We start from the raw sequence: 26,511 nt of genomic DNA, 5'->3' as shown, positions 1-26,511 counted from the left end.
TGTGCAATGGCCTGTAAGCGCCACTCGGCCCCCGCTTTTTGTCGCCGGATGGCGACAAGGGGTGGGTGCTTTGATTAAAACACCATGTAAATCAATGACTTACTCGTGTCGCTCATCCACGACATCGTCCGCATCGCCTGCATCCTGCTTGAACTGTCCAGGCGTCAGCGCGTGCTTTTGCAGCAGGCGGTAAAACTCGGTGCGGTTGCGTTGCGCCAGCCGCGCTGCATCGGCCACATTGCCGTCGGTCATCTTGAGCAGTCCCACCAGGTACTCGCGCTCGAAACGCTGGCGGGCCTCTGCAAAGCTCAGCACCTGGGTGGACGGGGTGCGCAGCGCGCGCTGCACCAGTGTCAGCGGCACCAGGGGGGTGGTGGACAGGGCGCACACCTGCTCGACCACGTTGTAGAGCTGGCGCACGTTGCCTGGCCAGGCGGCGGTGGTCAGTGCCTTGAGCGCCTCAGGCGCAAAGCCGGACAGGCGCTTGTCGTATTTGCGGGACAGCCGGTCCAGAAAGTGGTTGGCCAGCAGCGCAATGTCTTCGCGCCGCTCGGCCAGGGTGGGCAGCACCAGCGACACCACGTTCAGCCGGTAATACAGGTCCTCGCGGAACTGCGCGCTGGCCATGGCGGCCTCCAGGTCCCGGTGCGTTGCCGAGATGATGCGCACGTCGATGGGCGTGGCCTGGCTGGCACCCACGGGGCGCACGGCGCGCTCCTGCAGCACCCGCAGCAGCTTGACCTGCAGGGCCGGGGGCATGTCGCCAATCTCGTCCAGCAGCAGGGTGCCGCCGTCTGCGGCCTGGAAAAGCCCCTTGTGGTTGCTCACCGCATCGGTGAAGGCGCCTTTGACGTGGCCGAACAGCTCGGACTCCAGCAGCGCCTCGGGGATGGCGCCACAGTTGACGGCCACAAACGGGCGGGCCGCGCGCGGGCTGGCACGGTGGATGGCGCGCGCCAGCAGTTCTTTGCCCGAGCCGCTGTCGCCGCGCAGCAGCACGCTGGCGTCGGACTGAGCGACCATGTATGCCTCGGACAGCAGGTCCGTCATGCGGTGCGACCGGCTCACGATCTCGGCCCGCCAGTCCTCGTCAGCATGCGGCTGCGCAACAGCAGGGGCGCTGAGCGCCAGCGCCTGCGCAATCTTCTCCAGCAGCTCCTTGCCGTCGTAGGGCTTGGTGAGGTAGGTGAACACCCCGCGCGACGTGGCCTCCACCGCATCGGGAATGGTGCCGTGTGCGGTCAGCAGGATCACGGGCAGTGAGGGGTGGCGGGCGCGCACTTCGTCAAACAGGGCCAGGCCGTCGCGCCCCGGCAGGCGCACATCGCTCAGCACGAGCTGCGGGCGGGCAATGTCCAGCTGCGCCAGTGCCGCTTCGGCCGAGCCCACGGCCACCACGTCGTGCCCGGCGGCTTTCAGGCGCAGCGACAGCAGCCGCAGCATGTCGGCGTCGTCGTCCACCACCAGGATGCGGGCGGGTGGGGCGGCGCGGGTGGGGGCGGAAGAGGGCATGGCGGGTAGGTCGGTCAGGGGGCGGGCCGTGGCGCCGCGCCATTACTCGCTGCAGGCGCGGCGGGGGCGGAGGGTGGCGGTGCTGGGCGCGTGCTCAGGCTGCGCTCGATGGCGCGCACGGCCTCCAGGCGTTCGCTGAGCTGGTCATTGCGGCGTTGGCTGTCGCGCAGCTGCTGGGCCTGGCGGTCGAGCTGATCCTCCAGCCGGCGTTGTTGCAGCAGCCGTGCCTCCAGCAGCCGGGCCAGCGGGTGCAAGGGTTGCGCTGCGGCGCCGGTGTTGCCCAGCACGCGCTGCACCAGGCCCAGCGCACGGGCGGTGTCCACGGCCTGGCGCGTTTGTGCCAGGGCCGTGGCCAATAGCAACGGCGTGTCGGCCGTGGCGTCCTCCGCTTCGCTCAGTCGGGCAATTTCCCTGGCGAGTTCGGCCGGGGGCAGCTTGAGCACACGGTCTGTCTGGGCCAGTAGCAGGGCAATGGGGGCGTTGCTATCGGTCTCCGTACCGCGTGCTTCGGTGGCGCCGACTTCGATCGCCGGGGCTACAGGCACGGCAATGATCATGGCCACCGGGGGCGGCTTGGAGGGGGCAGGTGGGGGCGCGGTGGTGGCGCAGCCTGCCAGCACGGTGCCCAGGGCAAGCAGCGGCCATCGCAGCGCGTGGGAGGACAGGAGGGGAGTGCTATGCGGCATGGGGAAGTTCGATGCGAAAGAAGGAGTGTGCGCCTTCGTCCACCAGGCGCACGCTGCCGCCATGGGCCTGCACATATTCCTGCACGATGGACAACCCGATGCCGGTGCCGCGCACGGCATCGTCCGGTTGGCGAACACCCCGGTAAAAGGGTTCAAACACGCGGTCGCGGTCCACCCGGTCCACGCCGGGCCCCTGGTCAAAGACATCCAGGCGCACTTGGCCGGTAGGTTGCGAGAGCACCAGCCGGACCGTGCCCTGGGGAGGTGAAAAGCGGATGGCGTTGGACAGCAGATTACTGACGGCGGAGGTGATCTTGTCGGCGTCGACGGGCATGCGCACGGGCGACCCCTCTATCCGCACGGTCAGGCCCTTGGCCTGCCACTGCAGCCGCTGTGCCTCGACCTGGGCCTCCAGCAGGGCCAGCAGATCGGTGTCGCGCCGCTGCAGTTGCCGTGCCTCGAAGGCGGCGGCGTTGAAGCGCAGCAGGGCCTCGATCTCGCCCTGCAGCTGCAGCGTGTTGTGGTGCAGGATCTGCGCGACCTCGCGCTGGCCAGCGGTGAGTTCGCCCGTCACGCCGTCCTGCAGCAGCGCCACGCCCTCGCGCAGCGCGGCCAGAGGGGTCTTGAGTTCGTGGGAGACATGGCGCAAGAACCGCGCCTTGTCGGCATCCAGCTCCAGCAGTCGCAGCCGCAGCCACTCCAGTTGCTGCCCCAGCCGGCGGACGTCGTCCGGGCCGGAGATCAGCACCGGCTCGTCCAGCTGGTTTTCGCCCAACTGCCGGATCGCACCCTCCAGCCGCTTGAACGGCCGCGCGAGCCAGATGCCCAGCGACAACGCCAGCACCAGCGCCAGCACAATCGCGCCCACCACCTGGTGCGTCACGCTGCGGCGGCTTTCCTCCACCTCGTCCTGCAGCGCGTTATTGCGTTGGGTGTTGAGGTCCTGCACCGTCTGCACCATGGTGCCGTGCAAGGTCTCCAGGGCCACAAACTCTTCAGCCACCAGGCGTTCGTTGTCCAGCGCGCGGTCCGGCGGGGCGTCCAGCAGGGCTTTGACGGCATCGAGGTGGGTGCGCCACGCCTGGGTCTGCGCGGCGGGCAAGCCTGCGGCTTGTAAATGGTCGAGCACGGTGAGGGCCTCGACCGCCATGTCGTCGAAGCTGCGGCGCAGGGGCGCATCCCGCAGCACCAGGGACTGCCGTGCCGCGCGCTCCAGGGCCTGGCCGCGCTGGTTCAGGCCTTGCGCGGCCGTTGTCAGCGCAGTGGCCTCGGCCGTGCCGTGGCGGCTGAGCACCATGAGCTGCTCCAGCGTGTGCAAAGCCCGCAGCGAGCTGACCCCCAGCAAGCCAGCAATCAGCACGAACGCCAGCAGCAACAGTTGCTGGAAGGAGAGGCCATGCAACAGGCCTTCGGCGGGTGGCGGTGCCGTGGGCGGTATGCTGGGGGTGGGCATTGCAGCCAAAAAGGGCGCGGGGCGTGCGGGGCGTCGGTACGCGCGCGTCAGCCGGCCAGTGCGGCGGTTTCGTGCGTCAGCACCTCGCCCCGCAGGGTGTAGGCCTTGGCTTCGGTAATGGTCACATCCACCATCTGCCCCACCAGGCGGGGCTGCCCGGCAAAGTTGACCACCCGATTGCATTCGGTGCGGCCCATCAGTTCGCCCGCATCGCGCTTGGAGGCGCCCTCCACCAGAATGCGCTGCACCGTACCCACGCGGCTTTCGCTGATGGACTTGATGTTGGCGTTGATAACGCCCTGCAGGTGCTGCAGGCGGCGCAGCTTCACGTCGTGCGGCGTGTCGTCGTGCAAGCCTGCAGCGGGCGTGCCGGGGCGGGGGCTGAAGATGAAGCTGAAGCTGTTGTCAAAGTGGATATCGTCGATGAGCTTCATCATCTTGTTGAAGTCGTCTTCCGTTTCGCCGGGGAAGCCTACGATGAAGTCGCTGCTCATGGCCAGGTCGGGGCGGATGGCGCGCAGCTTGCGCACCGTGCTCTTGTATTCCATGGCGGTGTAGCCGCGCTTCATGGCCATCAGGATGCGGTCGCTGCCGTGCTGCACGGGCAGGTGCAGGTGGCTGGCCAGCTTGGGCAGCTTGGCATAGGCCTCGATCAGTCGGGGCGTGAATTCGTTGGGGTGGCTGGTGGTGTAGCGGATGCGCTCAATGCCAGGGATGTCCGACACGTATTCGAGCAGCAGCGCAAAGTCGGCAATCTCTGCCGTGCCACCCATCTTGCCCAGGTAGGCATTCACGTTCTGGCCCAGCAGGGTGATTTCCTTCACGCCCTGGTCGGCCAGGCCCGCCACTTCGACCAGCACGTCGTCGAATGGGCGGCTCACCTCTTCGCCACGGGTGTAGGGCACCACGCAGTAGCTGCAATATTTGCTGCAGCCTTCCATGATCGACACAAAGGCCGACGCGCCTTCCACACGCGCGGGCGGCAGGTGGTCGAACTTCTCGATTTCGGGAAAGCTGATGTCCACCTGGGGCTTGTCCAGCCGTTCACGCTGGTTGAGCATCTCGGGCAGGCGGTGCAGGGTCTGGGGGCCGAACACCACGTCCACGTAGGGCGCGCGCTTGATGATCTCGGCGCCCTCCTGGCTGGCCACGCACCCGCCCACACCAATCTTCACGCCGCGTGCCTTCAGGTGCTTGATGCGGCCCAGGTCGCTGAAAACCTTTTCTTGCGCCTTCTCACGCACCGAGCAGGTGTTGAAGAGGATGAGGTCGGCTTCGTCCACGTTCTGCGTGGGCTCGTAGCCTTGGGCGGCGTTCAGCACGTCGGCCATCTTGTCCGAGTCGTACTCGTTCATCTGGCAGCCGAAGGTTTTGATAAAGACTTTTTTGGCCATGGCAATTTCGCAAAAGAGCAAGCAAACACCGCACCCGGCGTGGTGCGGAGACTGTGAATGTCACAACGGCGCGGTGGCTGTGCGGCCGCACCGGAAAGGAGTTACTTCAGGGTGGCGCCCGAGCCGGTCGTGATGTTGGTGACGATGGCGTCGCTGCCCTTGCGGGGCTGTGCGGCCTCGCTTTCGGTCAGGATCCATGCGGAATGCAGCATGCCGGTGCTGTTCTCCAGCACGTAGTTGACCTTGAAGGTCTGGCCCAGCACCGTGTGTGCCATGACCAAGGTGTTCTGGGGGCTGAACAGCCGCATGCCGGGGGCCATGCGGATGGTCTTTCCATTGAGTGTGGCTTCGGATGCGGTGTTGATGCTCAGCGTGCCCCGCAGTGCGGCTTCGGGGAACGGGCGTGAGAGGCCCAGGCCTGGCTGGACTTGAGCTGAGGCCGGTGCCACGGCGCAGAGGGCCGCACAGGTCACCACGGCCATCCATGCGGCATGGAAAAAGCGGGGCCCCCGCTGGGCGGGGTAGCGGCTGGAAGAGGGTGTGGTGCAGCGGTTCATGGTTTACATCCAGGGGCTGAAGGCACAATTTTAGAAGGGGTTGCCAGCGTGGCATATCCCTCTGACAAGTCAAGCGGCTCTGTGCTTCGATGGACACAGGAACAGGTTCTGCGGCTCGCCTGAAAGAAAAAACCCACAGTGGGTTGCCGCACTGTGGGTTTTTGTATTTGGTGGTCGTAGGTGGACTTGAACCACCGACATCAGCATTATGAATGCTGCGCTCTAACCAACTGAGCTATACGACCGGAAACCAGAATTATAGAACAAAAATTATTGGTGTGTGAAGTTGGCGGCGCGTTTGTTCATGAACGCGTCCATGCCTTCCTTTTGGTCTTGCGTGGCAAACAGCGCGTGGAACAGGCGGCGCTCAAACATCACGCCATCGGCGAGCGTGCCCTCGAAGGCGCGGTTGACCGATTCCTTGGCTGCCATGACGGCGATCTGCGAGAAGCCGGCAATCATGATGGCGGCGCCCAGCGCTTCGTCCATGAGCTTGTCGTAAGCCACCACGCGGCTGACCAGCCCGGCGCGCTCGGCTTCGGTCGCATCCATCATGCGGCCTGTCAATGCCATGTCCATGGCCTTGGACTTGCCCACGGCGCGGGGCAGGCGCTGCGTGCCACCGGCACCAGGGATCACGCCCAGCTTGATCTCGGGCTGACCGAACTTGGCATTGTCCGCGGCGATCATGAAGTCGCACATCATGGCCAGTTCGCAGCCGCCGCCCAATGCAAAGCCGCTGACGGCGGCAATGACAGGCTTGCGAATGGAGCGGATGGTCTCCCAGTTGCGGGTGATGTAGTCGCCCTTGTAGGTGTCAGCGAAGCTGTATTTGGCCATGGCGCCAATGTCCGCGCCCGCCGCAAAAGCCTTCTCGCTGCCGGTGACGATCATGCAGCCGATTTTCTCGTCAGCGTCGAACGCCTTGAGGGCAGCGCCCAGTTCATTCATGAGTTGGTCGTTCAGCGCGTTAAGCTGTTTGGGCCGGTTGAGGGTGATGATGCCGACCTTGTCCGCTTCAATGCGCACCTCGATGGTTTCGTAAGCCATGAAATCTCCTGGGGGTTATGGTTGGTTATGAAAGCTGCAGCAATATACCCAAGGCAGTAGGGCTTTGCTGCCGTCAGGCCAGCCAGCGTCCCACTGCAGCGGCGTCTGTCACCGTCAGGCTGATGGTGTCTGGCGCCATGGCTGTGGCGGTCGCGTTGCGCCGGCCCTTGGCAGGGGCTCCAGCTGCCTGGAGCGGTGGTATCTCCAAGGATAGGCGCAGGAGTCGCCCGTCGCGGGCCACCAGTGCCTGCAGGGCGGTGTGGTTGCCCGCGTAGAAAGTGACGTCGTCGAGCTTGCTGATGCGCCAGCCCTGGCCCTGCACTTCCACGCCCAGCCACTCGTCGCCTGCAGACATTCCTGCCTTCTCTGCGGCTCCGCCACGCAGCACGGTCTTGATCTGCACACTGTGGTTCTCGGCCACACGCAGGCCCAGGCGCTGGGCCAGCTGCGGCCGGTCGGCCTTGAGCGCCACGCCGTGGGCGGCCAGCAGCTCCTCCAGGGGTAGATCGGCTGTGCTGTGCACCCAGTGCGCCAGTTCCTTGTCGAATGGGCGGCCGACCAGGTCGTGGAGCACGGCGCGCAGATCTGCTTCGGTCATCGGGCCGCCCGCGCAGCGCACCCACAGTGCGCGCATCACGTCGTCCAGCGTGGCTTTGCCCTCGCGCCGCAGGGCCAGGTCAAGGCACAGGGCCACCAGAGAGCCCTTGGTGTAGTAGCTGACGGTGGTGTTGGGTGTGTTCTCGTCCTGTCGGTAATACTTCACCCACGCGTCAAAACTGGCCTGGGCCACGGTTTGTACCGACCGGCCGGGAGTTTGCAGCACCTGGTTGATGGTTTTGGTGATGAGCTTGAGGTAGGTTGCGTCGTCCAGCAGCCCGGCGCGGCGCAGCAGCAGGTCGTCGTAGTAGCTCGTGAAGCCCTCGAAGAACCACAGCAGCTCGGTGTAGTTCTCTTGCGCATAGTCGTAGCGGGTGAACTCGGCAGGCCGCAGGCGTTTGACGTTCCAGGTGTGAAAGTATTCGTGGCTGATGAGGCCTAGCAGCGTGGTGTAGCCCTCACTGGCTCGCACATCGCCCTGGCGGGGCAGATCACGCCGCCCGCAGATCAGCGCCGTGGAGTTGCGGTGTTCCAGTCCCCCATAACCATCGCCTACGGCGTTGAGCATGAAGACGTAGCTTTTGAACGGCGCCTTGCCTTCGCGGTGCCAGAAACGGATGGCGGTTTCACAAATTTTCTGCGTGTCGGCCAGCAGGCGCTTGCCATCGAACGACGGAGCCGCACCTGCCACCACAAACTGGTGGGCAATGCCGCAGGCCTTGAAGCGCCCCACCCAGAAGTTACCCAATTCCACCGGGCAATCGACCAGTTCATCGTAGTCGGCCGCCGCGTACAGACCAAACCCTTGTTTGTCGGCATCCAGGGGCCGTAGACCGGTGGCAGCAGCCCAGGTCGCCGTGGCCGCCGTGCGTGCCAGTTCCAGTGTGTGGGGCTGTTTCTCCTGGTCATGCACGCGGAGGCACAGACTGGTGCCGTTGAAAAAACCGCGCGAGGTGTCCAGCCAGGCGGTGCGTACGGAGCTGTCGTAGGCGCACACCTGATAGGTCAGCACCAGGGGCTTGCGCTCCGTGCATTGCACTTGCCAGCGGTGCTTGTCCAGCTGGGCCGGTTGCAAAGCACGTTGGCCTTGCCGAGCCGCCAGAACCTGCAGATTCTTGGAGAACTCCCGCACCAGGTAGCTGCCTGGAATCCAGACCGGCAGAGACAGCTCTTGCGATGCCGCTGGCCGCTGCACCGTCAGCGTCACGGTGAACAGATGTGCGTGCAGGTCTGTGGGTTCGACACGGTAGTGAATGTCTGCGACGGAGGCTGAGCGGGAGAGGGGCATGGCATGTGCCGCGCAAGGGCCGCGCGGAGTCGTCGGTCGGGGGCTTTCAGCGGCTATTAATTGGCGGAGGGTGCGTCGCTGGCGGCCTCGGCCAGACGCTTTTCGACCTCCTGGGCGCCGATCGCACCTGGCACACGCGTGCCGTTGGCAAAAATCAAGGTGGGGGTGCCGGTGATCTTGTACTTCTTGCCAAAGGCCAGGTTGCGCTGCAGCGCGCTGGTGTCACAGCTAGCCGCCGGTGCGGGCTTGTCCCGCACCATCTGGTCTTGCCACGCCGTGGCCTGGTCCTTGGAACACCAGATGTTGCGCGACTTTTCGGCCGAATCCGGGCTCAGGATGGGGTACAGGAACAGGTATACCGTCACGTTGTTGATCTGCTGCAAGTCGCGCTCAAAGCGCTTGCAGTAGCCGCAGTTGGGGTCCTCGAACACGGCCACCTTGCGCTTGCCGTCGCCGCGCACAATGGTTACGGCATCTTTGAGAGGCAGGGCCGAGAAGCTGACGGCTGTCAGCTTGCTGATGCGGTCTTCGGTCAGATTGCGGCGCGCCTTGGAGTCGATGAGTTCACCCTGGATCACATAGTCGCCCTTGGCGTCGGTGTAGAACAGGTCGGTGCCAATGCGCACTTCGTACAAGCCCTTCATGGGTGTGGGGCGCACTTCGTCGATCTTGTCCATTTGAGGAATGCGCCCGGCCAATGCCTTGCGGATGACGTCCTCTTGCGCCGTGGCGCTCAGGCTCAGAGTGGCTGCCGCGACGGTCAGCAAAGCAGTGGTCAATTTCATCATGTTCCCGTTCAATCAAACTCGCGCGTTCAGCGCATCCCCATGGCCTGGCGGGCCACAAAATCCTTCAGCAGGCCGCTGTGTTCAAAGCCCTTCATGCCCCAGTTGCGCAGCGCTTGCCAGGGCGCCTCCGGGCGTGCAAACAGTTGCTGCAACCCGTCGGTGGCCAGGCCCATCGCTATCAGAGCCGCTTTTCGCTGGCGTTCGTAGCGCCGCAGCAGCCGCAGGTCGGCGACGCTGCGCCAGTAGTCGCGGGTGCGCAGCACATCGGCCAAGGCTGCCACATCGGCCAAGCCCAGGTTCAGCCCTTGCCCTGCCAGCGGATGCACGTTGTGCGCCGCGTCGCCTGCCAGTGCCCAGCTGCGCGCAGCTGGGCCATTGGTCGCATTGGTCGATGCAGCACCGCACCAGCGGTCTGCCTTGGCCAGCTGCAGCGGCCAAGTGGCACGCTCGGCAATGAGCGCAATGCTGCCGAGCGCCTGCTGGCTCGCCGTCTGCAATTCCTGCGCAAAGGCGTCGGCCGGCAACGCCATCAGCGCGGAAACCCGCTCCTCAGGGACGGACCACACCACGGCCACAGAGTTCCCCTGGGCTCCCTCCAGCGGCAAAAAAGCCAGGATGCCTTGTGGCAAAAACCACTGGCGTGCGACCTGTGCATGCGGATGTTCGCAGCGCACCCGTGTGGCAATGGCGTGCTGGGCATAGGGCGTCACGTCAAAGTGCACGCCAAACTCGGACCGGGTGGTGCTGGCGCGTCCTTCGCACACGACGGTCAGGGGCGCAGCCACCGGGATATCCACCACCTCTACCAATGGCTGAAACCGCACAGCCTGTGCCAGTCGCTCTTCCAAGGCCGGCACATCCACGATCCAGGCGAGGGCTTCTACCCCCTGGGGGGCGGCATCGAAATGCACGCAGCCATCCTGATCGCCCTGCACCTGCATGTGCTTGACGGCGGTGGCGTGTTCGGCGTCGGGCCAGCTGCGCAGCGATTCGAGCAGGCCACGGGACGCTGCATTCAGGGCATAGGCCCGTACATCGGTGGCCGCCGCGCTGCGTGGAGCCGGGGCTGGTACCAGGGCCACCCTCAGTCGTTCCCGTGCCAGCAACAAGGCCAGGGTTCGGCCCACGATGCCGGTGCCACGAATACAGATATCAAAGGTTGGGGCCATGACAGGCATTGTAGGAGGGGTCTTACCCCCTGTAATGACAGGGCAGAATTGCGGTCTGGCCTTTCTGGCACCCTTCTTCAGGAGCACTTGGCGTGAGCTTCCCTTCCGAGTCTGATCTGTCCGGCACCATTGCGCGGCTGTTTGTGTATCCCGTCAAATCCTGTGCGGGCATCGAGGTGCAGCAGGCGCTGCTTACCGAGACTGGGCTGGATCTGGACCGCGCCTGGATGGTGGTGGACGCACGGGGCATGTTCCTCACCCAGCGCAGCCTGCCCCGCATGGCGCTGATCCGGCCCCAGCTCAAGAGTGACGAAATGGTGCTGCGGGCTCCGGGCATGCTGGCGCTGCATGTGGCGATCGACGCAGTGGAGGCACCAGCCACGGTGACCGTCTGGCGCGACACGGTGCCTGCGTGGGACATGGGCCCTGTGGCGGCCCAGTGGTTCAGCGACTTTCTGGGGCAGCCCTGCCGCCTGGTGCGGTTTGACCCGGAACATCGGCGGCTGTCCAGCCTGGAGTGGACGGATGGCATGGAGGCTCCCAACCAGTTTGCTGACGGGTTTCCGCTGCTGGTGACCAGTGAGGCATCCCTGAAGGATCTCAACGCACGGCTCACGGCCGGCGGCCAGGGCGCGGTGGGCATGGAGCGGTTCCGGCCCAACGTGGTGTTGGCGGGGGTGGATGCCCACGACGAGGACCGCGTGGATCTGATCCATGTGGAGGGTGATGGCACCGCCGACGTCCACCTGCAACCGGTGAAGCCCTGCGCGCGATGCCCCATCCCCGACATCGACCCGGCCACGGGCGAGAGCCATCCGTCGGTGGGCGACACCCTGCGAACCTACCGCCAGGACAAAAGGCTGGACGGCGCCATCACGTTCGGCATGAACGCCATCGTGCGAAGCGGCGCAGGGCAGTGGCTGCGTGTGGGGCAACGCATTGCTGCCGATTTGCGGTTTGAATGACCGTCTGATTTGGGCCATCAGCAGTGGGCACTGGGCGCGCCCGTAAAATCGGCGGTTTGTCTCCAGAACACCAGAAAGCCCTGCCATGAGCCTCCAATGCGGCATCGTGGGCCTGCCCAACGTCGGCAAGTCCACCCTTTTCAACGCGCTGACCAAGGCTGGTATTGCCGCCGAGAACTATCCCTTCTGCACCATCGAGCCCAATGTCGGCGTGGTGGAAGTGCCCGACCCCCGCCTCCAGCAACTGGCCGAGATCATCTCGCCCGAGCGCATCGTCCCTGCCATCGTCGAGTTTGTGGACATTGCCGGCCTGGTGGCTGGCGCCAGCCAGGGTGAAGGCCTGGGCAACCAGTTTCTGGCGCACATCCGGGAAACCGACGCCATCGTCAACGTGGTGCGCTGCTTTGAAGACGACAACGTGATCCACGTGGCGGGCCGCGTGGACCCGATCTCCGACATCGAAGTGATCCAGACCGAGCTGTGCCTGGCCGACCTGGGCACGGTCGAGAAAGCCCTGAACCGATACACCAAGGCTGCCAAGTCGGGCAACGACAAGGATGCCGCCAAGCTGGTGGCGCTGCTCACCCGCATCCAGGCCGCACTCAACGAAGGCAAGCCTGCCCGCTCGGTCGAAATCACCAAGGAAGAGCAGCCGCTGCTCAAGTCCCTGTGCCTGATCACGGCCAAGCCCGCGATGTTCGTGGGCAACGTGAGTGAAGACGGCTTCGAGAACAACCCGTTCCTGGACCGCCTCAAGGACTATGCTGCCAGCCAGAATGCGCCCGTGGTGGCCATCTGCGCCAAGATGGAGGCCGAGATGGCCGAGATGAGCGACGAAGACCGCGACATGTTCCTGGCCGAAATGGGCCAGACCGAGCCGGGCCTGGCGCGCCTGATCCGTGGCGCCTTCAAGCTGCTGGGCCTGCAGACCTACTTCACCGCTGGCGTGAAGGAGGTGCGCGCCTGGACCATCCACATTGGCGACACCGCGCCCCAGGCTGCTGGTGTGATCCACGGCGACTTCGAGCGCGGCTTCATCCGTGCGCAGACGATTGCCTTCGAGGACTTCATTGCCTACAAGGGCGAGCAGGGCGCCAAGGATGCCGGCAAGATGCGTGCCGAAGGCAAGGAGTACGTGGTCAAGGATGGTGACGTGCTGAACTTCCTGTTCAACGTGTGACCCTGCTGCAGGCCCCTCGGGGCCTGCGTGCGCTGTGTTGCCCGTCATCCCTGTCTGCCCCCGGGCGGGCAGGGATTTTTTCTGGCGGCTTCCCGCTCCAGAGCAACCCGGGCAAGGCCATGCCTTCGTTCACTCTTTGATGGTTTCTCACGCATGAATACAGGAATCCTCTACGCTGCCCTGGCCTATGTCGCCTGGGGGCTGTTCCCGCTGTACTTCAAGCAGGTGGCCGATGTGCCGTCGCTGGAGGTGGTGATGCACCGCACGCTGTGGTCGCTGGCCGTGGTGCTGGGGCTGCTGGCCGTGCGCAGGCAATGGGCGTGGATGGCGTCTGTGGTGCGCCAGCCGCGGGTGCTCGGCGCATTTGCATTGTCGGCCGTGCTGTTGTCGGGCAACTGGCTGACCTACGTGTGGGCGGTGCAGAACCACCATGTGGTCGATGCCAGCCTGGGGTATTTCATCTTGCCACTGGTGAACGTGGCGCTGGGCTTCGTGTTCCTGCGCGAGCGCCCCCGGCCCGGGCAGTGGCTGGCCGTGGCGGTGGCTGCGGCCGGTGTGCTGTGGCTGGCCGTGCAGGCAGGGCGCCTGCCCTGGATCGCGCTGGTGCTGGCACTGACCTTTGGCTTCTATGGCCTGCTGCGCAAGGTAGCGGTGCTGGGCGCGCTGGAGGGGCTTACCTTGGAGACCCTGATGCTGGCGCCGGTGGCGGCAGTGGTGCTGGCCTGGTGGAGCTGGCAAGGACAGGGCGCTCTGGTGCAGGGCGATGCGTCTACTGTGGGTTGGCTGCTGTTGGCCGGGCCCATGACGGCCGTACCTTTGCTGCTGTTTGCCGCTGGCGCGCGGCGCATTCCCATGTCCACGCTGGGCATCCTGCAATACATCTCGCCCAGCCTCCAGTTTGCGCTGGGGGTGTGGGTGTACCACGAGGCCTTTAAGCCCGCGCGGCTGGTGGGTTTTGTTTTGATCTGGGCCGCGCTGCTGGTGTACAGCGTGGAGGGCTGGTGGACGCGTCAGCGGATGGCGGTGGCCTGAACCGCCAGGGGCGGTCCCTGTCGCCTGGGCTACTGGAAAACGCGCAGTTCGATTCTGTCAGCCACGCGTAAGATCCTGCGATTTGTCTGACGGGTGCTGCGCGTGTGTTGCTGCACCGCCCACCCACATATCCAGGCCAGAGCCCGCCACCACATGCTTTTTGGACGCAAAAACCTGTTTTCGGCGACGGATGCCTTCCCGTTGACCGATGCCGTGCTGGAGTTCGACGATTCGTCTTCAGTCGCCGTGCGACCTGGACGGCGCGCGCTGGATGGCTTTGGCCCCCGGGGAGAGCGCAGTGCGCAGTCCAAGTGGTGGGCTGTAGCGGGGCTCATTGGCCTGTACGCCCTGGCCCTGCTGGGGTTCTATGCGTTGGGCGTGGTGGGGGTCCAGGTGCTGTGGGTGCTGGCCGGTCTGACGGCGGCGGGCTTCGCGGTGTTTGGTGCCTTGTTCCGTTTGGGTCTGCACCACAAACTGCGGCTGCGCCATCTCAAGCTGGGCATCGTGGTGGCTTCCATCAGCGGCATGCTGGGGTTGTTCTACCTGGAGCCAGTCACGCAGATTCTGTTGGCCCCCTTCATGTTTGTGGCAGTGGCCTATGGCATCTTTACCGTACCCCGGCGCACGTTGCTGGTGCTGACGGCCGGGGTGTTGTGCGCTTATGCGGCAGTGGCAGCCGCGCACTACGCAGAGCAGGGCAACGACGCCCTGCTGCGGCTGGAGCTGATGCACCTGCTGGCGCTGGCTGTATCGGTACCTGCGTTCATCGTGCTCATGGGCCGCGTGCAGCGGCTGTACCTCAGCCTCTACCAGGCCAGCCGCAAGATCAAGAACATCCAGGAAGATGCGCAGCGCGATACTTTGCTGGGCTGTTTTAACCGCCGCTACATCTTGGCGGCGCTTGAAGAGCAAAAGCAGCTGGCCGACGAAAGCGGGATTCCGCTCTGCCTGGCCGTGCTGGACATTGACCATTTCAAACGCATCAATGACGAGCTGGGTCACCTGGGGGGCGACGAGGTGTTGCGCACCTTTGCGCGCATTGCGCAGCAGGGCGTGCGCGGTGGCGACGTGTTTGGGCGCTACGGTGGCGAGGAGTTCTTGCTGATCTTCCCGGCGACTTCGTTGCTGCCCTCGCTCAACACCTGCGAACGCATTCGGGCCCAGGTCGAGTCGCACGCCTGGGCGGGCCTGCTCAAGGGGCGCGTGACGGTGTCCATCGGCGTGACGCAGTATGTGCTGGGCGAGTCGGTGCTGGAGTTCTTCTCGCGGGCAGACACCGCCATGTACATGGCTAAGGAGGGCGGGCGCAACCAGGTGGTGGTTGAGGAGCCCATTGCCAAAGGCGATTCGCAGCTGTCGGACCTGTCAGTCCCCAGCAGTCACGCTTTCCTGTAGTTGCCCGCCATCTGCTGGCCATCCGCTTGCGGGGTGCTGGCGGTTTGCTGGCTATCGTTTGCGCTGGCCGGGTTGACAAGCGGCCAGCAGCGCCCACACTGAGGGCCAGTTCCCCGCCACCCGCTGGGTGGCATCGCACCTTTTTGCACCTGCGCTTGGGTGCCGATGCACCAGCCTCTCATCCGTTTCATGCCTCCATCCACCGATCTGTCGGCACAATTTGCCACCGCCGAGCAGCGCGTGCGCATGCTGCTGCAGCAACCGCAGGCTTTTCCCTATCCTGCAGACCTGATGGAGCCCGTGGAATGTATAGAAACCCATATCTCGTGGGTGCTGCTGGCCGGTGACTTTGCCTACAAGTTCAAAAAGCCACTGCAGCTGGATTTTCTGGACTTCAGCACGCGGGCGCTGCGACATGCGGCCTGCGAGGAAGAGCTGCGCATCAACCGCCGGACGGCGCCGGGCCTTTACCTGGGTGTTGTCGGCTTGGTGTGCGATGCGGCAAAAGATGCTTCGGCCACGCTGCGGGTGGTGCCCTGGCAAGGCGCTCCACCAGGCGCCGAGCCCGCTGTGTGGATGCGGCGTTTTGCCCAGGAGGCACTGCTCGCCACCGCATTGGACGCACATCGTGTGTTACCCGTGCAGATCGACCAGTTGGCGCGCCATGTGGCGCAGTTTCATGCCACGGCCGCCGTAGCCGCAGGCGCCACCACCTGGGGCACAGCAGCGGCGGTGCAAGCGCCTGTGGGTGACTGCCTGGCGGCTCTGCACCCCTCCGTGGCAGGCGCACTGCCTGGTCAGGGGCCATTGCTGGCGCAGGTGACCAGCTGGTGCCAGCATGAGGGGCAAGCCTTGGCCCCCACGTTCGAGGCGCGCCGGGCAGCCGGTCGGGTGCGCGAGTGCCATGGCGATTTGCACCTGGCCAACATTGCGCTCATCGATGGCGAGGCCCAGCTGTTCGACGCCTTGGAGTTCAGCCCCGCCTTGCGCTGGATCGACTGCGTGGCTGACATCGCCTTTGTGGTGATGGACCTCGCGGCCCATGGTCGGGCGGATCTGGCCTGGCGGTTCTTGAACCGGTGGCTCGAACACACCGGTGACTACGCAGGCCTGGGGGTGTTGCGTTACTACGGCTGTTACCGTGCCCTGGTGCGGGCGCGGGTTGCAGCCCTGCGGATGGACCCCACCGGTGGCGGCAGTGGCAGCGGGCACGCTGCACAAACCGTGGAGGGATATCTGGAGCTGGCGGCGGGCTTTGCAGGACAACGGCCTGCACGCTGGTCCACACCGTGCCCTGCCACCTTGTGGCTGGCCCATGGCTTTTCGGGCGCGGGCAAGAGCACCCATGCGCTGGCCTTGGCGTGCCAGCGTGGCATGGTGCGTGTGCGGGCCGATGTGGAGCGCAAGCGCCTGTTTGGCCTGGCGCCGGATGCTGCCAGCGACGGCATACCGGGCGGCATCTACACCGCAGAGGCCACACTGCGCACGCACCAGCGGCTGGCTCAAGTGGCGCGCGAGGTGCTGGCGGCAGGCTACTCCGTGATTGTGGATGCCACCTTGCTGGACCGTGATGCCCGCGCACTTTTCCTGGAGCTGGCCGCTGCCGCGCAAGTGCCCTGCCATATTCTGTCGTTCGAGGCCCCCCTGCCGGTGCTGCGCGAGCGCGTACGCCAGCGCGCGCTGGCCGGAGGCGGTGCGTCAGAGGCGGACGTGGCGGTGCTGGACGCCCAGTGGGCCCGCGCCCACCCCCTGCAGTCTCACGAAGAGGCCATCACGCTGCACGTGGACACCACAGTGCCCGTGGACTGGGACCGTCTGCTGCCACACTGACCCCGGTGGCACCGGCGGGCCGCTACGGGGCCAGGTGGCCGGGCATGAAGTACAGCAGCACGCTCGTCATCACGAGGTAGCGCAGGAACTTGCCCACGGCCATATAGGCCATACACTGCCAGAACGGCAGCTTGAGCCAGCCGGCCACCGCGCACAGCGGGTCGCCCACCACCGGCAGCCAGCTCAAGAGGCAGGCCCGCGCGCCAAAGCGCCTGAGCCAGCTCAGCGCCCGCACCTCGGTGGCATTGCCGCGTGCCTTGTCCACCGCCTTGTGCGCACCCAGGCCCATCCACCAGCTCACGCCGCCGCCCAGGGTGTTGCCGAGGGTGGCCACGACGATGGCGGGCCAGAACAGGTCGGGGTTGAGCTTGATCAGACCAAACACGGCGGGCTCGGAGCCCAGCGGCAGCAGCGTGGCCGAGACAAAAGACACCACAAAGACCGTGCTCAGTCCGAATTGCGGCAGGGCCAGCCATTCGAGCAGCTGGTGCATCCAGATTTCCATAGCCGTCGAGTGTAGGGGGCGGGTGGGGCTCCATGTTCCCCAGGGGGATCTGTCCTACAGGGGAGCGCGCCATCGGCGCATGGCTGGGTTGCAGCGTCTTTTGTATCGTGAAAACACATTGGCCCTGAATGACAACCCCAGGAGGTCGCCCATGCCGGTATTGCCCACAACGTCCCAACCGCGCCGCTTGAACCCCTCGGTGGCTTTGCCACCCGCGACCCGCTGGTCTTCGGTCGCCATGGCCCTGTTGCTGGCGGCCTGCGTGCACAGCCCGCAGGCCGCGGTACCTAGCCCTGGCCTGCAAGGGGGTCCAACGCTGTGGGAGCCCACCGCGATAGCGCCTTGCGACAGGGCGCCCACCGCACGGCCGGCGCTGGAGCGCATTGGCCGCGAGCTGCAGTCCCAGGGCATGGCGCTGCAGGCCACCTGCAACGCCGCCAGCGGTGGCTGGGTGGTGCAGGTACAGGTGGTGGATGGCACCAAGGCCCACAAGGTGGTGCGCGGGCCGCTGGCCGACGGGCAGGCCGTGGACATGGGCACTCCGGCGGGCGCTGCGCGCTCGGAGGCGGCGGGCGCCAGCGGTTTCTCCCCGGACGTGCTGCACAACCGCCAGTGGCTGCGGGCGCTCATGGCGCGCCATCAGTTCGACAACCTGCCGGATGCCTGGTGGCATTTCGCGCAGCGGGGTGTACCGCCCGCACAGGCTGCAGACACCGATCTCGCCGCACGGTGAACCTGCACTCAGCGCGTTGAGACGCTGCGTTGCTTGCGCCACAGGGCCCGAGTGGGGGGCGAGGGAGGCGTCCCGTGGGCTGACTCAATGGAGCCCGACCGGCGGATAGATATGGTGTGTGCTCCATTTCAGTTGCTGAAATTTTGAGCAGGTACAATCCCGCCTCCTTTTTCAGCATCTGTTGCTGCCTCCCCCTGCCTATCCCCGCCCATGCAAATTGGCCACATTCCTTTGGCGAACCGGTTGTTCGTCGCCCCGATGGCGGGCGTCACCGACCGCCCGTTCCGCCAGCTGTGCAAGGCGCTGGGTGCGGGCTATGCGGTGAGCGAGATGGTGACCTCGCGCAAGGATTTGTGGAACAGCCTCAAGACCTCGCGCCGGGCCAACCATGAAGGGGAACCGGGGCCCATTGCCGTGCAGATCGCCGGCACCGATGCGCCGATGATGGCCGAGGCTGCGGTCTACAACGTGGAACGCGGCGCGCAGATCATCGACATCAACATGGGCTGCCCGGCCAAGAAGGTCTGTAACAAATGGGCGGGCTCCGCCCTGATGCAGAACGAGGCGCTGGCGGTGGAGATCGCCGCTGCGGTGGTCGAGGCCTGCGCTCCCTTCAACGTGCCTGTCACGCTGAAGATGCGCACCGGCTGGTGCCAGGAGCACAAGAACGCCGTGGCATTGGCGCGGCAGTTTGAAAGCGTGGGCATCCAGATGGTCACCGTGCACGGCCGCACGCGCGAGCAGGGTTACAAAGGCCATGCGGAGTACGACACCATTGCCGCCGTCAAGGCGGCGGTGAAGGTGCCCGTGGTGGCCAATGGCGACATCACCTCGCCCGAGAAGGCGCGCGACGTGCTCGCCGTCACCGGGGCCGACGCGATCATGATCGGCCGCGCCGCACAGGGCCGGCCGTGGATCTTCCGCGAGATCGGCCACTTTCTGGACACGGGCGAACACCTGGCACCACCGCTGGTGGCCGAGGTGCGGCGCCTGCTGCTGGACCACCTGCAAGACCACTACCGCCTGTATGGCGAGCTGACCGGCGTGCGCAGTGCACGCAAGCACATTGCCTGGTACCTGCGCGCGCTGCCGGGCGGCGAGGCCTTGCGGGCACATATCAATACGATCGAAGACTGCACCACACAGTGGCAGGCCGTGGCCGACTACCTGGACGCCCTGGGCCAACAGATGGACCGGCTGCCTGCCGCCACCGACGTGGATGCCGACACAGAAGAACAAGAGGGATTGGTTGCATGAGCAAGAAACACATCGAAGAATGCGTGCGCGAAAGCCTGCAGGGCTACTTTCGCGACCTGGGCGGCGAGACGCCCGATGGCATGTACGACATGCTGGTGCGTGTGGTCGAAAGGCCGCTGCTGGAAGTCGTGATGCAGCAGGCCGACAACAACCAGTCGCGCGCTGCCGAATGGCTGGGCCTGAACCGCAACACCCTGCGCAAGAAGCTGGTCGAGCACAAGCTGCTCTGACCGGGTTTGTCTGATTGCTATTTATTTTGTAGCTGCTTGCGCATGATGCACTAGCGCTACAGCCCGTTTTTATTCAAAACCTCCGCACCACCACCATGAACGCACTTCTCTCCGTCTCTGACAAGACCGGCATCGTCGAATTCGCGCAAGCGCTGCACGCGCTGGGCATCAAGCTGCTGTCCACCGGCGGCACGGCCAAGCTGCTGGCCGACAAGGGCCTGCCCGTGACCGAGGTGGCCGAAGTCACTCAGTTCCCCGAAATGCTGGACGGCCGCGTGAAGACGCTGCACCCCAAGGTGCACGGCGGCCTGCTGGCCCGCCGCGAGCTGCCCGAACACATGGCGGCATTGAAGGAGCACGGCATCGACACCATCGACCTGCTGGTGGTGAACCTGTACCCGTTTGAAGCCACCGTGGCCAAGGCCGGTTGCACGCTGGCTGACGCCATCGAGAACATCGACATCGGCGGCCCCGCCATGGTGCGCAGTGCCGCCAAGAACTGGAAGGACGTGGGCGTGATCACCTCGGCCGACCAGTACGACGCCGTGCTGGCTGAACTCAAGGCCGGTGGCAAGTTGAGCGACAAGCTGCGCTTTGCGCTGTCGGTGGCCGCGTTCAACCGCATCGCGCAGTACGACGGCGCGATCAGCGACTACCTCTCTTCCGTCACGTTCGAAGCAGAAAAACTGTCGGAAACCTACGTGCCCACGCGCACCCAGTTCCCCGGCCAGAGCAACGGCATCTTCACCAAGGTGCAGGACCTGCGCTACGGTGAAAACAGCCACCAGCAGGCCGCGCTGTACCGCGACCTGCACCCCGCACCCGGCTCCCTGGTCACCGGCGTGCAACTGCAAGGCAAGGAGCTGAGCTACAACAACATCGCTGACGCCGATGCCGCGTGGGAATGCGTAAAGAGCTTTGAAGCTGCGGCCTGCGTGATCGTCAAGCACGCCAACCCCTGCGGCGTGGCCGTGGGCCTGGACGCGCTGAGCGCTTACAGCAAGGCCTTCCAGACCGACCCCACCAGCGCCTTCGGCGGCATCATCGCCTTCAACCGCGTGGTGGACGGCGCGGCTGCTGCCCAGGTCAGCAAGCAGTTTGTCGAAGTGCTGATGGCCCCCGACTTCACCGCCGAGGCGCTGGAGATCTTCAAGGCCAAAGCGAATGTGCGTCTGCTCAAGATCGCGCTGCCCGCACACGGTGGCAAGACCGACTGGGAACGCGGCCGTAACGCCATGGATGCCAAGCGCATTGGCTCGGGCCTGCTGCTGCAGACCGCTGACAACCACGAGCTGTCGCTGATCGACCTCAAGGTCGTGACGAAGAAGCAGCCCACGCTGGAAGAAATGGAAGACCTGCTGTTCGCCTGGAAGGTCGCCAAGTACGTCAAGAGCAACGCCATCGTCTTCTGCAAGGGCGGCATGACCATGGGCGTGGGTGCGGGCCAGATGAGCCGCCTGGACTCGGCCCGCATCGCCAGCATCAAGGCAGGCCACGCAAGCCTGACCTTGCAAGGCACGGTCGTAGCGAGCGACGCCTTCTTCCCCTTCCGCGACGGCCTGGACGTGGTGGTTGATGCGGGCGCTACCTGCGTGATCCAGCCCGGTGGTTCGATGCGCGACAACGAAGTGATCGACGCCGCCAACGAGCGTGGCGTGGCCATGGTCTTCAGCGGTGTGCGCCACTTCCGCCACTGAGATGATGGGTATCGCGACGGGGCTCGCGGCGGTGCGCGCGCATGCACCGCGACGATGAGACCCCGCCACCCCGGCCCCGCTGGCTGGGGTGGGCCTTGATGGTGTTCATGGCACTGGTGGTGCTGGGCATGCTCAACCTGGGCTGGCGCATGCTGCAGCCGGGGCCGGGCGCTGTGAGTGCCGCTCGGGGCGCGTCGGGTGCTGGAGGGTTAGAAGGCAGCGCCGCCTCACCGCCCTCCGCACCGGCCGGACTTCGCCTGGTGGAGGCATCCGATTGCCTGCGCTGCCATGGCATGGAGCGCTACTACGTAGGCCCGTCGTTCCAGCAGATAGCTGCGCGGTACCGTGACCGCGCCGACTCAGTCGATTACCTGGCCGGCAAGATCCGCAACGGCAGTGTGGGCGAGTGGGGCCGCACCTTGATGCCGCGCCACCCGCAAGTCACGGAAGCCCAGGCGCGCGAGATGGCGCAGTGGCTGGTGTCGCTGCCGGTGCCGTCCGCCGCGGCACAGGGCGCGTCGGCCGCAGAGCCCGCATCCGCCGCCCGCTGAACGGCGATGGCGATGGCGATGGCGGCCGGGTCTGGAGGCCCGCTGGCGCTCAGGCCCCAAAGTTCATCGGCAGACCCACATAGTTTTCCGCCAGCGACACCGAGGCCGCACGGGAGTGCACCAGGTAGTCCAACTCCGCTTCCTGGATCTTCTGGCCGAACTCGCCGGTCTCGGGAAAGCGGTGCATCAGCGAAGTGAACCACCAGGAGAAACGCTCGGCACGCCACACGCGGCGCAGGCAGCGGTCGGAGTAGGTGTCGATGCCCACGGACGATTTCTCGTTGTAGAACTCGGACAGCGCGGTCCACAGATAACCCACGTCGCTGGCAGCCAGGTTCAGGCCCTTGGCGCCCGTGGGGGGCACGATGTGGGCGGCATCACCCGCCAGGAACATGCGGCCAAAGCGCATGGGCTCGGCCACAAAGCTGCGCAGCGGGGCGATGCTCATCTCCAGAGCGGGGCCGGTCACCAGATTGGCGCGGGCCTCGGGGTCCAGGCGGTTGCCCAGCTCGGTCCAGAACTGGTCGATGGTCCAGTTCTCGACCTTGTCGGTGGTGGGCACCTGCACGTAGTAGCGGCTGCGCGTGGCGCTGCGCATGCTGCACAGCGCAAACCCGCGTTCGGTGTTGGCATAGATGAGTTCGTGCGACACCGGTGGCACATCGGCCAGCACACCCAGCCAGCCAAAGGGGTACACGCGCTCATAGGTCTTGAGCAGGTCGGCCGGTGCGCTGGCGCGGCACACGCCGTGGTAGCCGTCGCAGCCCGCGATGAAGTCACACGCCAGCTCGTGGGTCTGGCCGTCTTTTTCGTACGTCACGCGTGGGTGCTGGCCGTCAAAGTCGTGCACTTGCACGTTCTGTGCGTCGTACACGGTGGTGAGGCCGGCCGCTGCGCGCGCATCCATCAGGTCGCGCGTGACTTCGGTCTGGCCGTACACCGTCACGCGGCTGCCGCCGGTCAGCTCGTGCAGATCGATGCGGTGGCGCTGGCCCTTGAACAGCAGCTCGATGCCGTCGTGGGGCAGGCCCTCGGCATGGGCGCGGGCACTCACGCCCGCCTGGTCCAGCAGGTCCATGCAGACCTTCTCCAGCACCCCGGCGCGGATGCGGCCGAGCACGTAGTCGGGGCTGCGCTGCTCGATGATGACGGCGTCAACGCCGGATTTGTGGAGCAACTGACCGAGCAGCAGGCCGGCGGGGCCGGCACCAACGATGGCAACCTGGGTGCGCATGGGAAACCTCTGGGAATGGGGGGGGAGATGGGGGATACCGAAAACCAGTGGCCTTGAGCGTAGGTTGATCCAGATCAAAGCGATATCCGGCGCTGCCGATTGCGTGCGATCAGTCGATACTTTGTGCGATGATCGCGCAGTCTCCGGGGTGATGCGGGTGGTCAGTCCCGGTGGTGAGAGCACCGAGCCGCTGCAGGGCCCCGGTAGCCCCGGCGTTAGAACCTCGCTCAATTCCCCGGTCCCCAACCCGTCACCCCCATGGCTTCCACCCCCATTGCCAAGGCAGACTTCATCGAAGGCATGGCCAAAGGCATGGCCGTGCTGGAGAGTTTCGACACCGAGCGCCAGCGCCTGAACGCCACACTGGCGGCGCAGCGCACCGGCCTCACGCGGGCGGCGGCGCGGCGGCACCTGTTGACCCTGGCGCACCTGGGGTATCTGGAGACGGACGGCAGCTACTTCTGGCTGGCGCCCAAGGTGCTTCGGTTTTCGGGCAGCTACCTCGCGTCTGCCCGGCTGCCGCGCGTGCTGCAACCCACGCTGAACCGGCTGGCAGCCCAGACCCAGCAATCATTCTCGGCGGTGGTGCTGGATGGGGATGAGGTGGTGATCGTGGCGCGCAGTGGCGTGTATGGCGCGCCGTCGCGGGTGCTGGCCTATGGCTTGCACCTGGGCGCGCGGCTGCCGGCCCACCCTACGTCCACCGGCCGCGTGTTGCTGGCGGCGCTGCCCCCGGCGGAGTTGACCGCCTGGCTCAAGAACCGGCCCCTGCACCGCCTCACGCCCCAAACCATTACGCAGGTAGGCCCGCTGCGGCAGGTGATCACCAAGGTGCGGCGGGACGACTATTGCCTGGCCGTGGAGGAGCACGAGCTGGGCGTGCACGCGCTGGCTGTGCCGCTGCGCAACCTGCAGGGCCATACGGTGGCGGCGCTCAACGTGGTGGCGTCGCCCAAGCAGATGGACGAGGGCAGCCTGCAGCGCGACATGCTACCGCTGCTGCAGGAGGCCGCCCGCGAACTGCGCGGACTGCTGTGACTGTCCGCCACAAGCCTCGTCGCCATGAAAAATGGCCCTCGGGAGGGCCATTCGGTGCCAAATTGGCAGGAAGCGCTAGTGCAATATGCGCTGCTAGCTATTATTTTGAGAGTGTCTTGAGCACTTCACGCGCAGCAGCCACGGTGGCTGCCACATCGTCGGCGGTGTGGGCGGCGCTCACGAAGCCCGCTTCATACAAGGCCGGTGCAATGTAGATGCCCCGGTCCAGCAGACCGTGGAACAGCTGGTTGAAGCGCGCGCTGTCGGTTTGGAGCACCTGGGCATAGTTCTGCGGCAGTTCGGGCAGCAGGAAGAAGCCAAACATGCCGCCCTCGCAGTCACCGCAGAACGGCACGCCTTCCGCCGTGGCAGCGGCTTGCAGGCCATCGACCAGCGAGCGGGTGCGGGCCGACAGCGCATCGAAGAAGCCGGGCTTTTGGATCTCGCGCAGCGTGGCCAGGCCACAGGCCGTGGCCACCGGGTTGCCCGACAGCGTGCCCGCCTGGTACACGCCGCCCAGTGGCGCGAGGTGTTCCATGATGGCGCGTGGGCCGCCAAAGGCCGCGAGTGGCATGCCACCGCCGATCACCTTGCCCAGCACGGTGATGTCGGGTTGGAAGCCGGGGATGCTCTTGGCGTACACGCTTTGCGCGCTGCCCAGGGCCACGCGGAAACCGGTCATCACTTCATCCAGCACCAGCAGCGCACCATATTCGGTGCACAGCTCACGGCAGCGCTGCATGAACGGCACGCTCGCGCGCACCAGGTTCATGTTGCCCGCGATAGGCTCGATCATCACGCAGGCCAGTTCCTTGCCGTGCAGGGCAAAGGCTTCTTCGAGCTGGGCGACGTTGTTGTATTCAAGCACCAGGGTGTGCTGCACCACTTCGGGCGGCACGCCAGCGCTGGTGGCATTGCCAAACGTGGCCAGGCCCGAGCCGGCCTTGACCAGCAGCGAGTCGGCATGGCCGTGGTAGCAGCCTTCGAACTTGATGAACTTGCTGCGGCCCGTGGCGCCACGGGCCAGGCGGATGGCGCTCATGCCCGCTTCGGTGCCCGAGCTGACCAGACGAATCATCTCCATGGACGGCACCAGGCTCAGGATCTCCTCGGCCAGCTCGACTTCGCGCTCGGTGGGGGCGCCAAAGCTGAAGCCTTCGAGCGCAGCCTTCTGCACCGCGTCGAGCACGGCGGGGTGGCCGTGGCCGAGGATCATCGGGCCCCAGGAGCCGATGTAATCAATGAAGCGCTGGTCGTTCGCATCCCAGAAGTAGGCGCCTTGCGCGCGCTTGACGAAGCGGGGTGTGCCTCCGACCGCCTTGAAGGCCCGCACGGGCGAATTCACGCCTCCGGGGATCAGCGCCTTGGCGCGTTCGAACAGGGGAATATTGAGATCAGTGCTTGGTGTCATGGGGTGGCATCACAAAACCCTCCAGGGCCTGTGTTTCATCAATCGTGGTTTCTTCTTCGTCGCCGTCGGTCTCGTCGTCCTCAGGCTGTGCCCAGAACATGCGGTCGGGCACGATATGCCCCATGCCGGGGCGAAAGCCTGCGTCCAGGCAGCGGTCGAGGTAACCCAGCGCTTCGCTGGTGGCTTCGCCCAAGTCGTTGCCACTGGCCACCAGGGCAGTGAGTGCGGCCGAGAGCGTATCGCCCGCGCCCGAGAAGGTGGCGTCAAACAGCTCGAACTTGCCACTGCCCAGCACGGTCTGCGGCGAGGCCAGCACGTTCTCGACGAACTGCTCGGGCAAGGGGATGCCAGTGACCAATGTGTAGGGCACGCCCATCTCGGACGCTGCGCGGGCAATGTCCCGGGCGGTGGGGCTGCGCTCGCCCGTCCAGTCCGGCAGCAGCCAGCGCCACAAGGTGCTGTGGTTTCCAACCAACACCGAGGTCTGGGGCAGCAGCAGCTCGCGGAAGGCGTCGAGGTACTCGTCGATCAGCTCGTCCCGCCACCAGGACAGGTTGGGCATGTAGGCGATCACGGGGACTTCGTCATAGTCGGTCGTGATCTCGGCAATGGTGCTGATGTTCTCGGGGCTGCCCACAAAGCCGACCTTGATCGCCTGCACGGGCAGGTCTTCCAGCACGGCCCGCGCCTGCTCGGACACAGCCTCGTCGTCGAAGCTGAAGTGGTCAAAAATCTGAGCGGTGTCGCGGGCATAGGCCCCGGTGACCACGGCGATCGGATGTCCGCCGACCGAGGCGATGGTGGTGATGTCGGCGGTCAGTCCGCCGGCTCCGCTGGGGTCGCTGGCATTGAACACCAGCACACAGGCCGGGCTCGCTTCCTCCGCGTCATCGTCGTCAATATCTGGGATTTCTGGGGGGGGAAGGGAGGCTTTGATGGTCATGGACCAGATCCTGCTG

24 protein-coding genes and 1 tRNA gene are annotated in these 26,511 nt (G+C 65.6%); 11 read left to right on the top strand and 14 right to left on the bottom strand.

Annotated elements, in window-relative coordinates:
- Nucleotides 1-99: 99 nt before the first annotated feature.
- The 10 genes from ASD75_RS15760 to ASD75_RS15715 all read right to left on the bottom strand — a co-directional run bounded on the left by ASD75_RS15760 (nucleotide 100) and on the right by ASD75_RS15715 (nucleotide 10,494).
- A complete protein-coding gene (locus ASD75_RS15760) occupies nucleotides 100-1,512 on the bottom strand; it encodes a sigma 54-interacting transcriptional regulator (protein ID WP_056066305.1) in 1,413 nt (470 codons plus the stop codon).
- 14 nt (nucleotides 1,513-1,526) lie between these two features.
- Complete coding sequence (locus tag ASD75_RS15755; RefSeq protein WP_235511642.1) at nucleotides 1,527-2,198, bottom strand: hypothetical protein; 672 nt, start codon at nucleotides 2,196-2,198, stop codon at nucleotides 1,527-1,529.
- Nucleotides 2,188-3,651 carry an ATP-binding protein gene (locus ASD75_RS15750; protein WP_056746898.1) on the bottom strand — a complete coding sequence of 488 codons (1,464 nt, stop codon included), beginning with the start codon at nucleotides 3,649-3,651 and terminating at the stop codon, nucleotides 2,188-2,190. Before ASD75_RS15750 ends, ASD75_RS15755 begins: the two co-directional genes overlap by 11 nt.
- Before the next feature lie 47 nt (nucleotides 3,652-3,698).
- On the bottom strand, nucleotides 3,699-5,045 hold the full coding sequence (miaB, locus tag ASD75_RS15745; protein WP_056746897.1) for a tRNA (N6-isopentenyl adenosine(37)-C2)-methylthiotransferase MiaB: 1,347 nt from the start codon (nucleotides 5,043-5,045) through the stop codon (nucleotides 3,699-3,701).
- A gap of 101 nt (nucleotides 5,046-5,146) precedes the next feature.
- Nucleotides 5,147-5,602 carry a hypothetical protein gene (locus ASD75_RS15740; RefSeq protein ID WP_056746896.1) on the bottom strand — a complete coding sequence of 152 codons (456 nt, stop codon included), beginning with the start codon at nucleotides 5,600-5,602 and terminating at the stop codon, nucleotides 5,147-5,149.
- Nucleotides 5,603-5,770: 168 nt separating this feature from the next.
- A tRNA-Met gene (locus tag ASD75_RS15735) sits at nucleotides 5,771-5,847 on the bottom strand.
- Between the two features lie 25 nt (nucleotides 5,848-5,872).
- Nucleotides 5,873-6,652: an enoyl-CoA hydratase gene (locus ASD75_RS15730; RefSeq protein WP_056746895.1), complete on the bottom strand. Its 780-nt coding sequence runs from the start codon at nucleotides 6,650-6,652 to the stop codon at nucleotides 5,873-5,875.
- A 73-nt stretch (nucleotides 6,653-6,725) separates the two neighbouring features.
- The gene (locus tag ASD75_RS15725) at nucleotides 6,726-8,537 is read right to left on the bottom strand and encodes a M61 family metallopeptidase (protein ID WP_056746894.1); all 1,812 of its coding nucleotides are present in this window, start codon (nucleotides 8,535-8,537) and stop codon (nucleotides 6,726-6,728) included.
- A 56-nt stretch (nucleotides 8,538-8,593) separates the two neighbouring features.
- Nucleotides 8,594-9,322 carry a DsbC family protein gene (locus ASD75_RS15720; protein WP_056746985.1) on the bottom strand — a complete coding sequence of 243 codons (729 nt, stop codon included), beginning with the start codon at nucleotides 9,320-9,322 and terminating at the stop codon, nucleotides 8,594-8,596.
- A 29-nt stretch (nucleotides 9,323-9,351) separates the two neighbouring features.
- Nucleotides 9,352-10,494: an FAD-dependent monooxygenase gene (locus ASD75_RS15715; protein ID WP_056746893.1), complete on the bottom strand. Its 1,143-nt coding sequence runs from the start codon at nucleotides 10,492-10,494 to the stop codon at nucleotides 9,352-9,354.
- A gap of 92 nt (nucleotides 10,495-10,586) precedes the next feature.
- Between ASD75_RS15715 and ASD75_RS15710 the strand changes: the two genes are divergently transcribed.
- The 5 genes from ASD75_RS15710 to ASD75_RS15690 all read left to right on the top strand — a co-directional run bounded on the left by ASD75_RS15710 (nucleotide 10,587) and on the right by ASD75_RS15690 (nucleotide 16,896).
- Nucleotides 10,587-11,459 (top strand): MOSC domain-containing protein, encoded by an 873-nt coding sequence (locus tag ASD75_RS15710; protein WP_056746892.1) that lies wholly within the window; start codon nucleotides 10,587-10,589, stop codon nucleotides 11,457-11,459.
- An 85-nt stretch (nucleotides 11,460-11,544) separates the two neighbouring features.
- The gene (gene ychF / locus ASD75_RS15705) at nucleotides 11,545-12,639 is read left to right on the top strand and encodes a redox-regulated ATPase YchF (RefSeq protein ID WP_056746891.1); all 1,095 of its coding nucleotides are present in this window, start codon (nucleotides 11,545-11,547) and stop codon (nucleotides 12,637-12,639) included.
- A gap of 153 nt (nucleotides 12,640-12,792) precedes the next feature.
- Nucleotides 12,793-13,671 carry an EamA family transporter RarD gene (gene rarD, locus ASD75_RS15700; protein ID WP_056746890.1) on the top strand — a complete coding sequence of 293 codons (879 nt, stop codon included), beginning with the start codon at nucleotides 12,793-12,795 and terminating at the stop codon, nucleotides 13,669-13,671.
- A 153-nt stretch (nucleotides 13,672-13,824) separates the two neighbouring features.
- On the top strand, nucleotides 13,825-15,066 hold the full coding sequence (locus ASD75_RS15695; protein ID WP_056746889.1) for a diguanylate cyclase: 1,242 nt from the start codon (nucleotides 13,825-13,827) through the stop codon (nucleotides 15,064-15,066).
- A 165-nt stretch (nucleotides 15,067-15,231) separates the two neighbouring features.
- Complete coding sequence (locus tag ASD75_RS15690; RefSeq protein ID WP_235511641.1) at nucleotides 15,232-16,896, top strand: bifunctional aminoglycoside phosphotransferase/ATP-binding protein; 1,665 nt, start codon at nucleotides 15,232-15,234, stop codon at nucleotides 16,894-16,896.
- A gap of 22 nt (nucleotides 16,897-16,918) precedes the next feature.
- Here the strand turns inward: ASD75_RS15690 and ASD75_RS15685 are convergent, their stop codons facing one another.
- Nucleotides 16,919-17,401 (bottom strand): YqaA family protein, encoded by a 483-nt coding sequence (locus ASD75_RS15685; RefSeq protein ID WP_056746888.1) that lies wholly within the window; start codon nucleotides 17,399-17,401, stop codon nucleotides 16,919-16,921.
- Between the two features lie 151 nt (nucleotides 17,402-17,552).
- Here ASD75_RS15685 and ASD75_RS15680 point away from each other — a divergent pair, with 151 nt between their 5' ends.
- From ASD75_RS15680 to ASD75_RS15660, 5 genes are all read left to right on the top strand, one after another.
- The gene (locus ASD75_RS15680; RefSeq protein ID WP_056746887.1) at nucleotides 17,553-18,134 is read left to right on the top strand and encodes a M15 family metallopeptidase; all 582 of its coding nucleotides are present in this window, start codon (nucleotides 17,553-17,555) and stop codon (nucleotides 18,132-18,134) included.
- A gap of 210 nt (nucleotides 18,135-18,344) precedes the next feature.
- Nucleotides 18,345-19,391, top strand: a complete 1,047-nt coding sequence (gene dusB, locus ASD75_RS15675; RefSeq protein WP_056746886.1) for a tRNA dihydrouridine synthase DusB — start codon at nucleotides 18,345-18,347, stop codon at nucleotides 19,389-19,391.
- Nucleotides 19,388-19,621 carry a Fis family transcriptional regulator gene (locus tag ASD75_RS15670; RefSeq protein ID WP_015015597.1) on the top strand — a complete coding sequence of 78 codons (234 nt, stop codon included), beginning with the start codon at nucleotides 19,388-19,390 and terminating at the stop codon, nucleotides 19,619-19,621. Before dusB ends, ASD75_RS15670 begins: the two co-directional genes overlap by 4 nt.
- A gap of 95 nt (nucleotides 19,622-19,716) precedes the next feature.
- Complete coding sequence (gene purH / locus ASD75_RS15665) at nucleotides 19,717-21,318, top strand: bifunctional phosphoribosylaminoimidazolecarboxamide formyltransferase/IMP cyclohydrolase (protein ID WP_056746885.1); 1,602 nt, start codon at nucleotides 19,717-19,719, stop codon at nucleotides 21,316-21,318.
- Nucleotides 21,319-21,359: 41 nt separating this feature from the next.
- Nucleotides 21,360-21,869, top strand: a complete 510-nt coding sequence (locus ASD75_RS15660; protein WP_056746884.1) for a c-type cytochrome — start codon at nucleotides 21,360-21,362, stop codon at nucleotides 21,867-21,869.
- Nucleotides 21,870-21,918: 49 nt separating this feature from the next.
- On the opposite strand, the gene pobA is transcribed toward ASD75_RS15660, so the two are convergent.
- A complete protein-coding gene (gene pobA, locus ASD75_RS15655) occupies nucleotides 21,919-23,103 on the bottom strand; it encodes a 4-hydroxybenzoate 3-monooxygenase (protein WP_056746883.1) in 1,185 nt (394 codons plus the stop codon).
- Nucleotides 23,104-23,361: 258 nt separating this feature from the next.
- On the opposite strand from pobA, the gene ASD75_RS15650 reads away from it, so the two are divergent.
- Nucleotides 23,362-24,141 (top strand): IclR family transcriptional regulator C-terminal domain-containing protein, encoded by a 780-nt coding sequence (locus ASD75_RS15650; RefSeq protein WP_056066242.1) that lies wholly within the window; start codon nucleotides 23,362-23,364, stop codon nucleotides 24,139-24,141.
- 100 nt (nucleotides 24,142-24,241) lie between these two features.
- Here the strand turns inward: ASD75_RS15650 and hemL are convergent, their stop codons facing one another.
- Complete coding sequence (gene hemL, locus ASD75_RS15645) at nucleotides 24,242-25,552, bottom strand: glutamate-1-semialdehyde 2,1-aminomutase (RefSeq protein WP_056746882.1); 1,311 nt, start codon at nucleotides 25,550-25,552, stop codon at nucleotides 24,242-24,244.
- Nucleotides 25,536-26,495, bottom strand: a complete 960-nt coding sequence (locus ASD75_RS15640; RefSeq protein WP_056746881.1) for a bifunctional hydroxymethylpyrimidine kinase/phosphomethylpyrimidine kinase — start codon at nucleotides 26,493-26,495, stop codon at nucleotides 25,536-25,538. The genes hemL and ASD75_RS15640 overlap by 17 nt, the downstream gene beginning before the upstream one ends.
- Nucleotides 26,496-26,511 lie beyond the last annotated feature (16 nt).

It is taken from the genome of Acidovorax sp. Root568 (assembly GCF_001427445.1).
GTDB classification, from domain to species: Bacteria; Pseudomonadota; Gammaproteobacteria; order Burkholderiales; family Burkholderiaceae_C; genus Acidovorax; species Acidovorax delafieldii.
Note: the sequence above shows the minus strand (reverse complement) of the source record. Positions and strands in the feature narration are given on the sequence as shown.

Bases quoted from the DNA above. Each gene is read 5' to 3' on its own strand.
- ASD75_RS15695 (WP_056746889.1), top strand. From the start codon at position 13,825: ATGCTTTTTGGACGCAAAAACCTGTTTTCGGCGACGGATGCCTTCCCG.
- ASD75_RS15680 (WP_056746887.1), top strand. From the start codon at position 17,553: ATGCCGGTATTGCCCACAACGTCCCAACCGCGCCGCTTGAACCCCTCG.
- miaB (WP_056746897.1), bottom strand. From the start codon at position 5,045: ATGGCCAAAAAAGTCTTTATCAAAACCTTCGGCTGCCAGATGAACGAG.
- dusB (WP_056746886.1), top strand. From the start codon at position 18,345: ATGCAAATTGGCCACATTCCTTTGGCGAACCGGTTGTTCGTCGCCCCG.
- ASD75_RS15720 (WP_056746985.1), bottom strand. From the start codon at position 9,322: ATGAAATTGACCACTGCTTTGCTGACCGTCGCGGCAGCCACTCTGAGC.
- pobA (WP_056746883.1), bottom strand. From the start codon at position 23,103: ATGCGCACCCAGGTTGCCATCGTTGGTGCCGGCCCCGCCGGCCTGCTG.
- ychF (WP_056746891.1), top strand. From the start codon at position 11,545: ATGAGCCTCCAATGCGGCATCGTGGGCCTGCCCAACGTCGGCAAGTCC.
- ASD75_RS15750 (WP_056746898.1), bottom strand. From the start codon at position 3,651: ATGCCCACCCCCAGCATACCGCCCACGGCACCGCCACCCGCCGAAGGC.
- ASD75_RS15690 (WP_235511641.1), top strand. From the start codon at position 15,232: ATGCACCAGCCTCTCATCCGTTTCATGCCTCCATCCACCGATCTGTCG.
- ASD75_RS15650 (WP_056066242.1), top strand. From the start codon at position 23,362: ATGGCTTCCACCCCCATTGCCAAGGCAGACTTCATCGAAGGCATGGCC.
- ASD75_RS15685 (WP_056746888.1), bottom strand. From the start codon at position 17,401: ATGGAAATCTGGATGCACCAGCTGCTCGAATGGCTGGCCCTGCCGCAA.
- ASD75_RS15715 (WP_056746893.1), bottom strand. From the start codon at position 10,494: ATGGCCCCAACCTTTGATATCTGTATTCGTGGCACCGGCATCGTGGGC.
- ASD75_RS15660 (WP_056746884.1), top strand. From the start codon at position 21,360: ATGCACCGCGACGATGAGACCCCGCCACCCCGGCCCCGCTGGCTGGGG.
- purH (WP_056746885.1), top strand. From the start codon at position 19,717: ATGAACGCACTTCTCTCCGTCTCTGACAAGACCGGCATCGTCGAATTC.
- ASD75_RS15755 (WP_235511642.1), bottom strand. From the start codon at position 2,198: ATGCCGCATAGCACTCCCCTCCTGTCCTCCCACGCGCTGCGATGGCCG.
- ASD75_RS15640 (WP_056746881.1), bottom strand. From the start codon at position 26,495: ATGACCATCAAAGCCTCCCTTCCCCCCCCAGAAATCCCAGATATTGAC.
- ASD75_RS15730 (WP_056746895.1), bottom strand. From the start codon at position 6,652: ATGGCTTACGAAACCATCGAGGTGCGCATTGAAGCGGACAAGGTCGGC.
- rarD (WP_056746890.1), top strand. From the start codon at position 12,793: ATGAATACAGGAATCCTCTACGCTGCCCTGGCCTATGTCGCCTGGGGG.
- ASD75_RS15725 (WP_056746894.1), bottom strand. From the start codon at position 8,537: ATGCCCCTCTCCCGCTCAGCCTCCGTCGCAGACATTCACTACCGTGTC.
- ASD75_RS15740 (WP_056746896.1), bottom strand. From the start codon at position 5,602: ATGAACCGCTGCACCACACCCTCTTCCAGCCGCTACCCCGCCCAGCGG.
- ASD75_RS15670 (WP_015015597.1), top strand. From the start codon at position 19,388: ATGAGCAAGAAACACATCGAAGAATGCGTGCGCGAAAGCCTGCAGGGC.
- ASD75_RS15760 (WP_056066305.1), bottom strand. From the start codon at position 1,512: ATGCCCTCTTCCGCCCCCACCCGCGCCGCCCCACCCGCCCGCATCCTG.
- hemL (WP_056746882.1), bottom strand. From the start codon at position 25,552: ATGACACCAAGCACTGATCTCAATATTCCCCTGTTCGAACGCGCCAAG.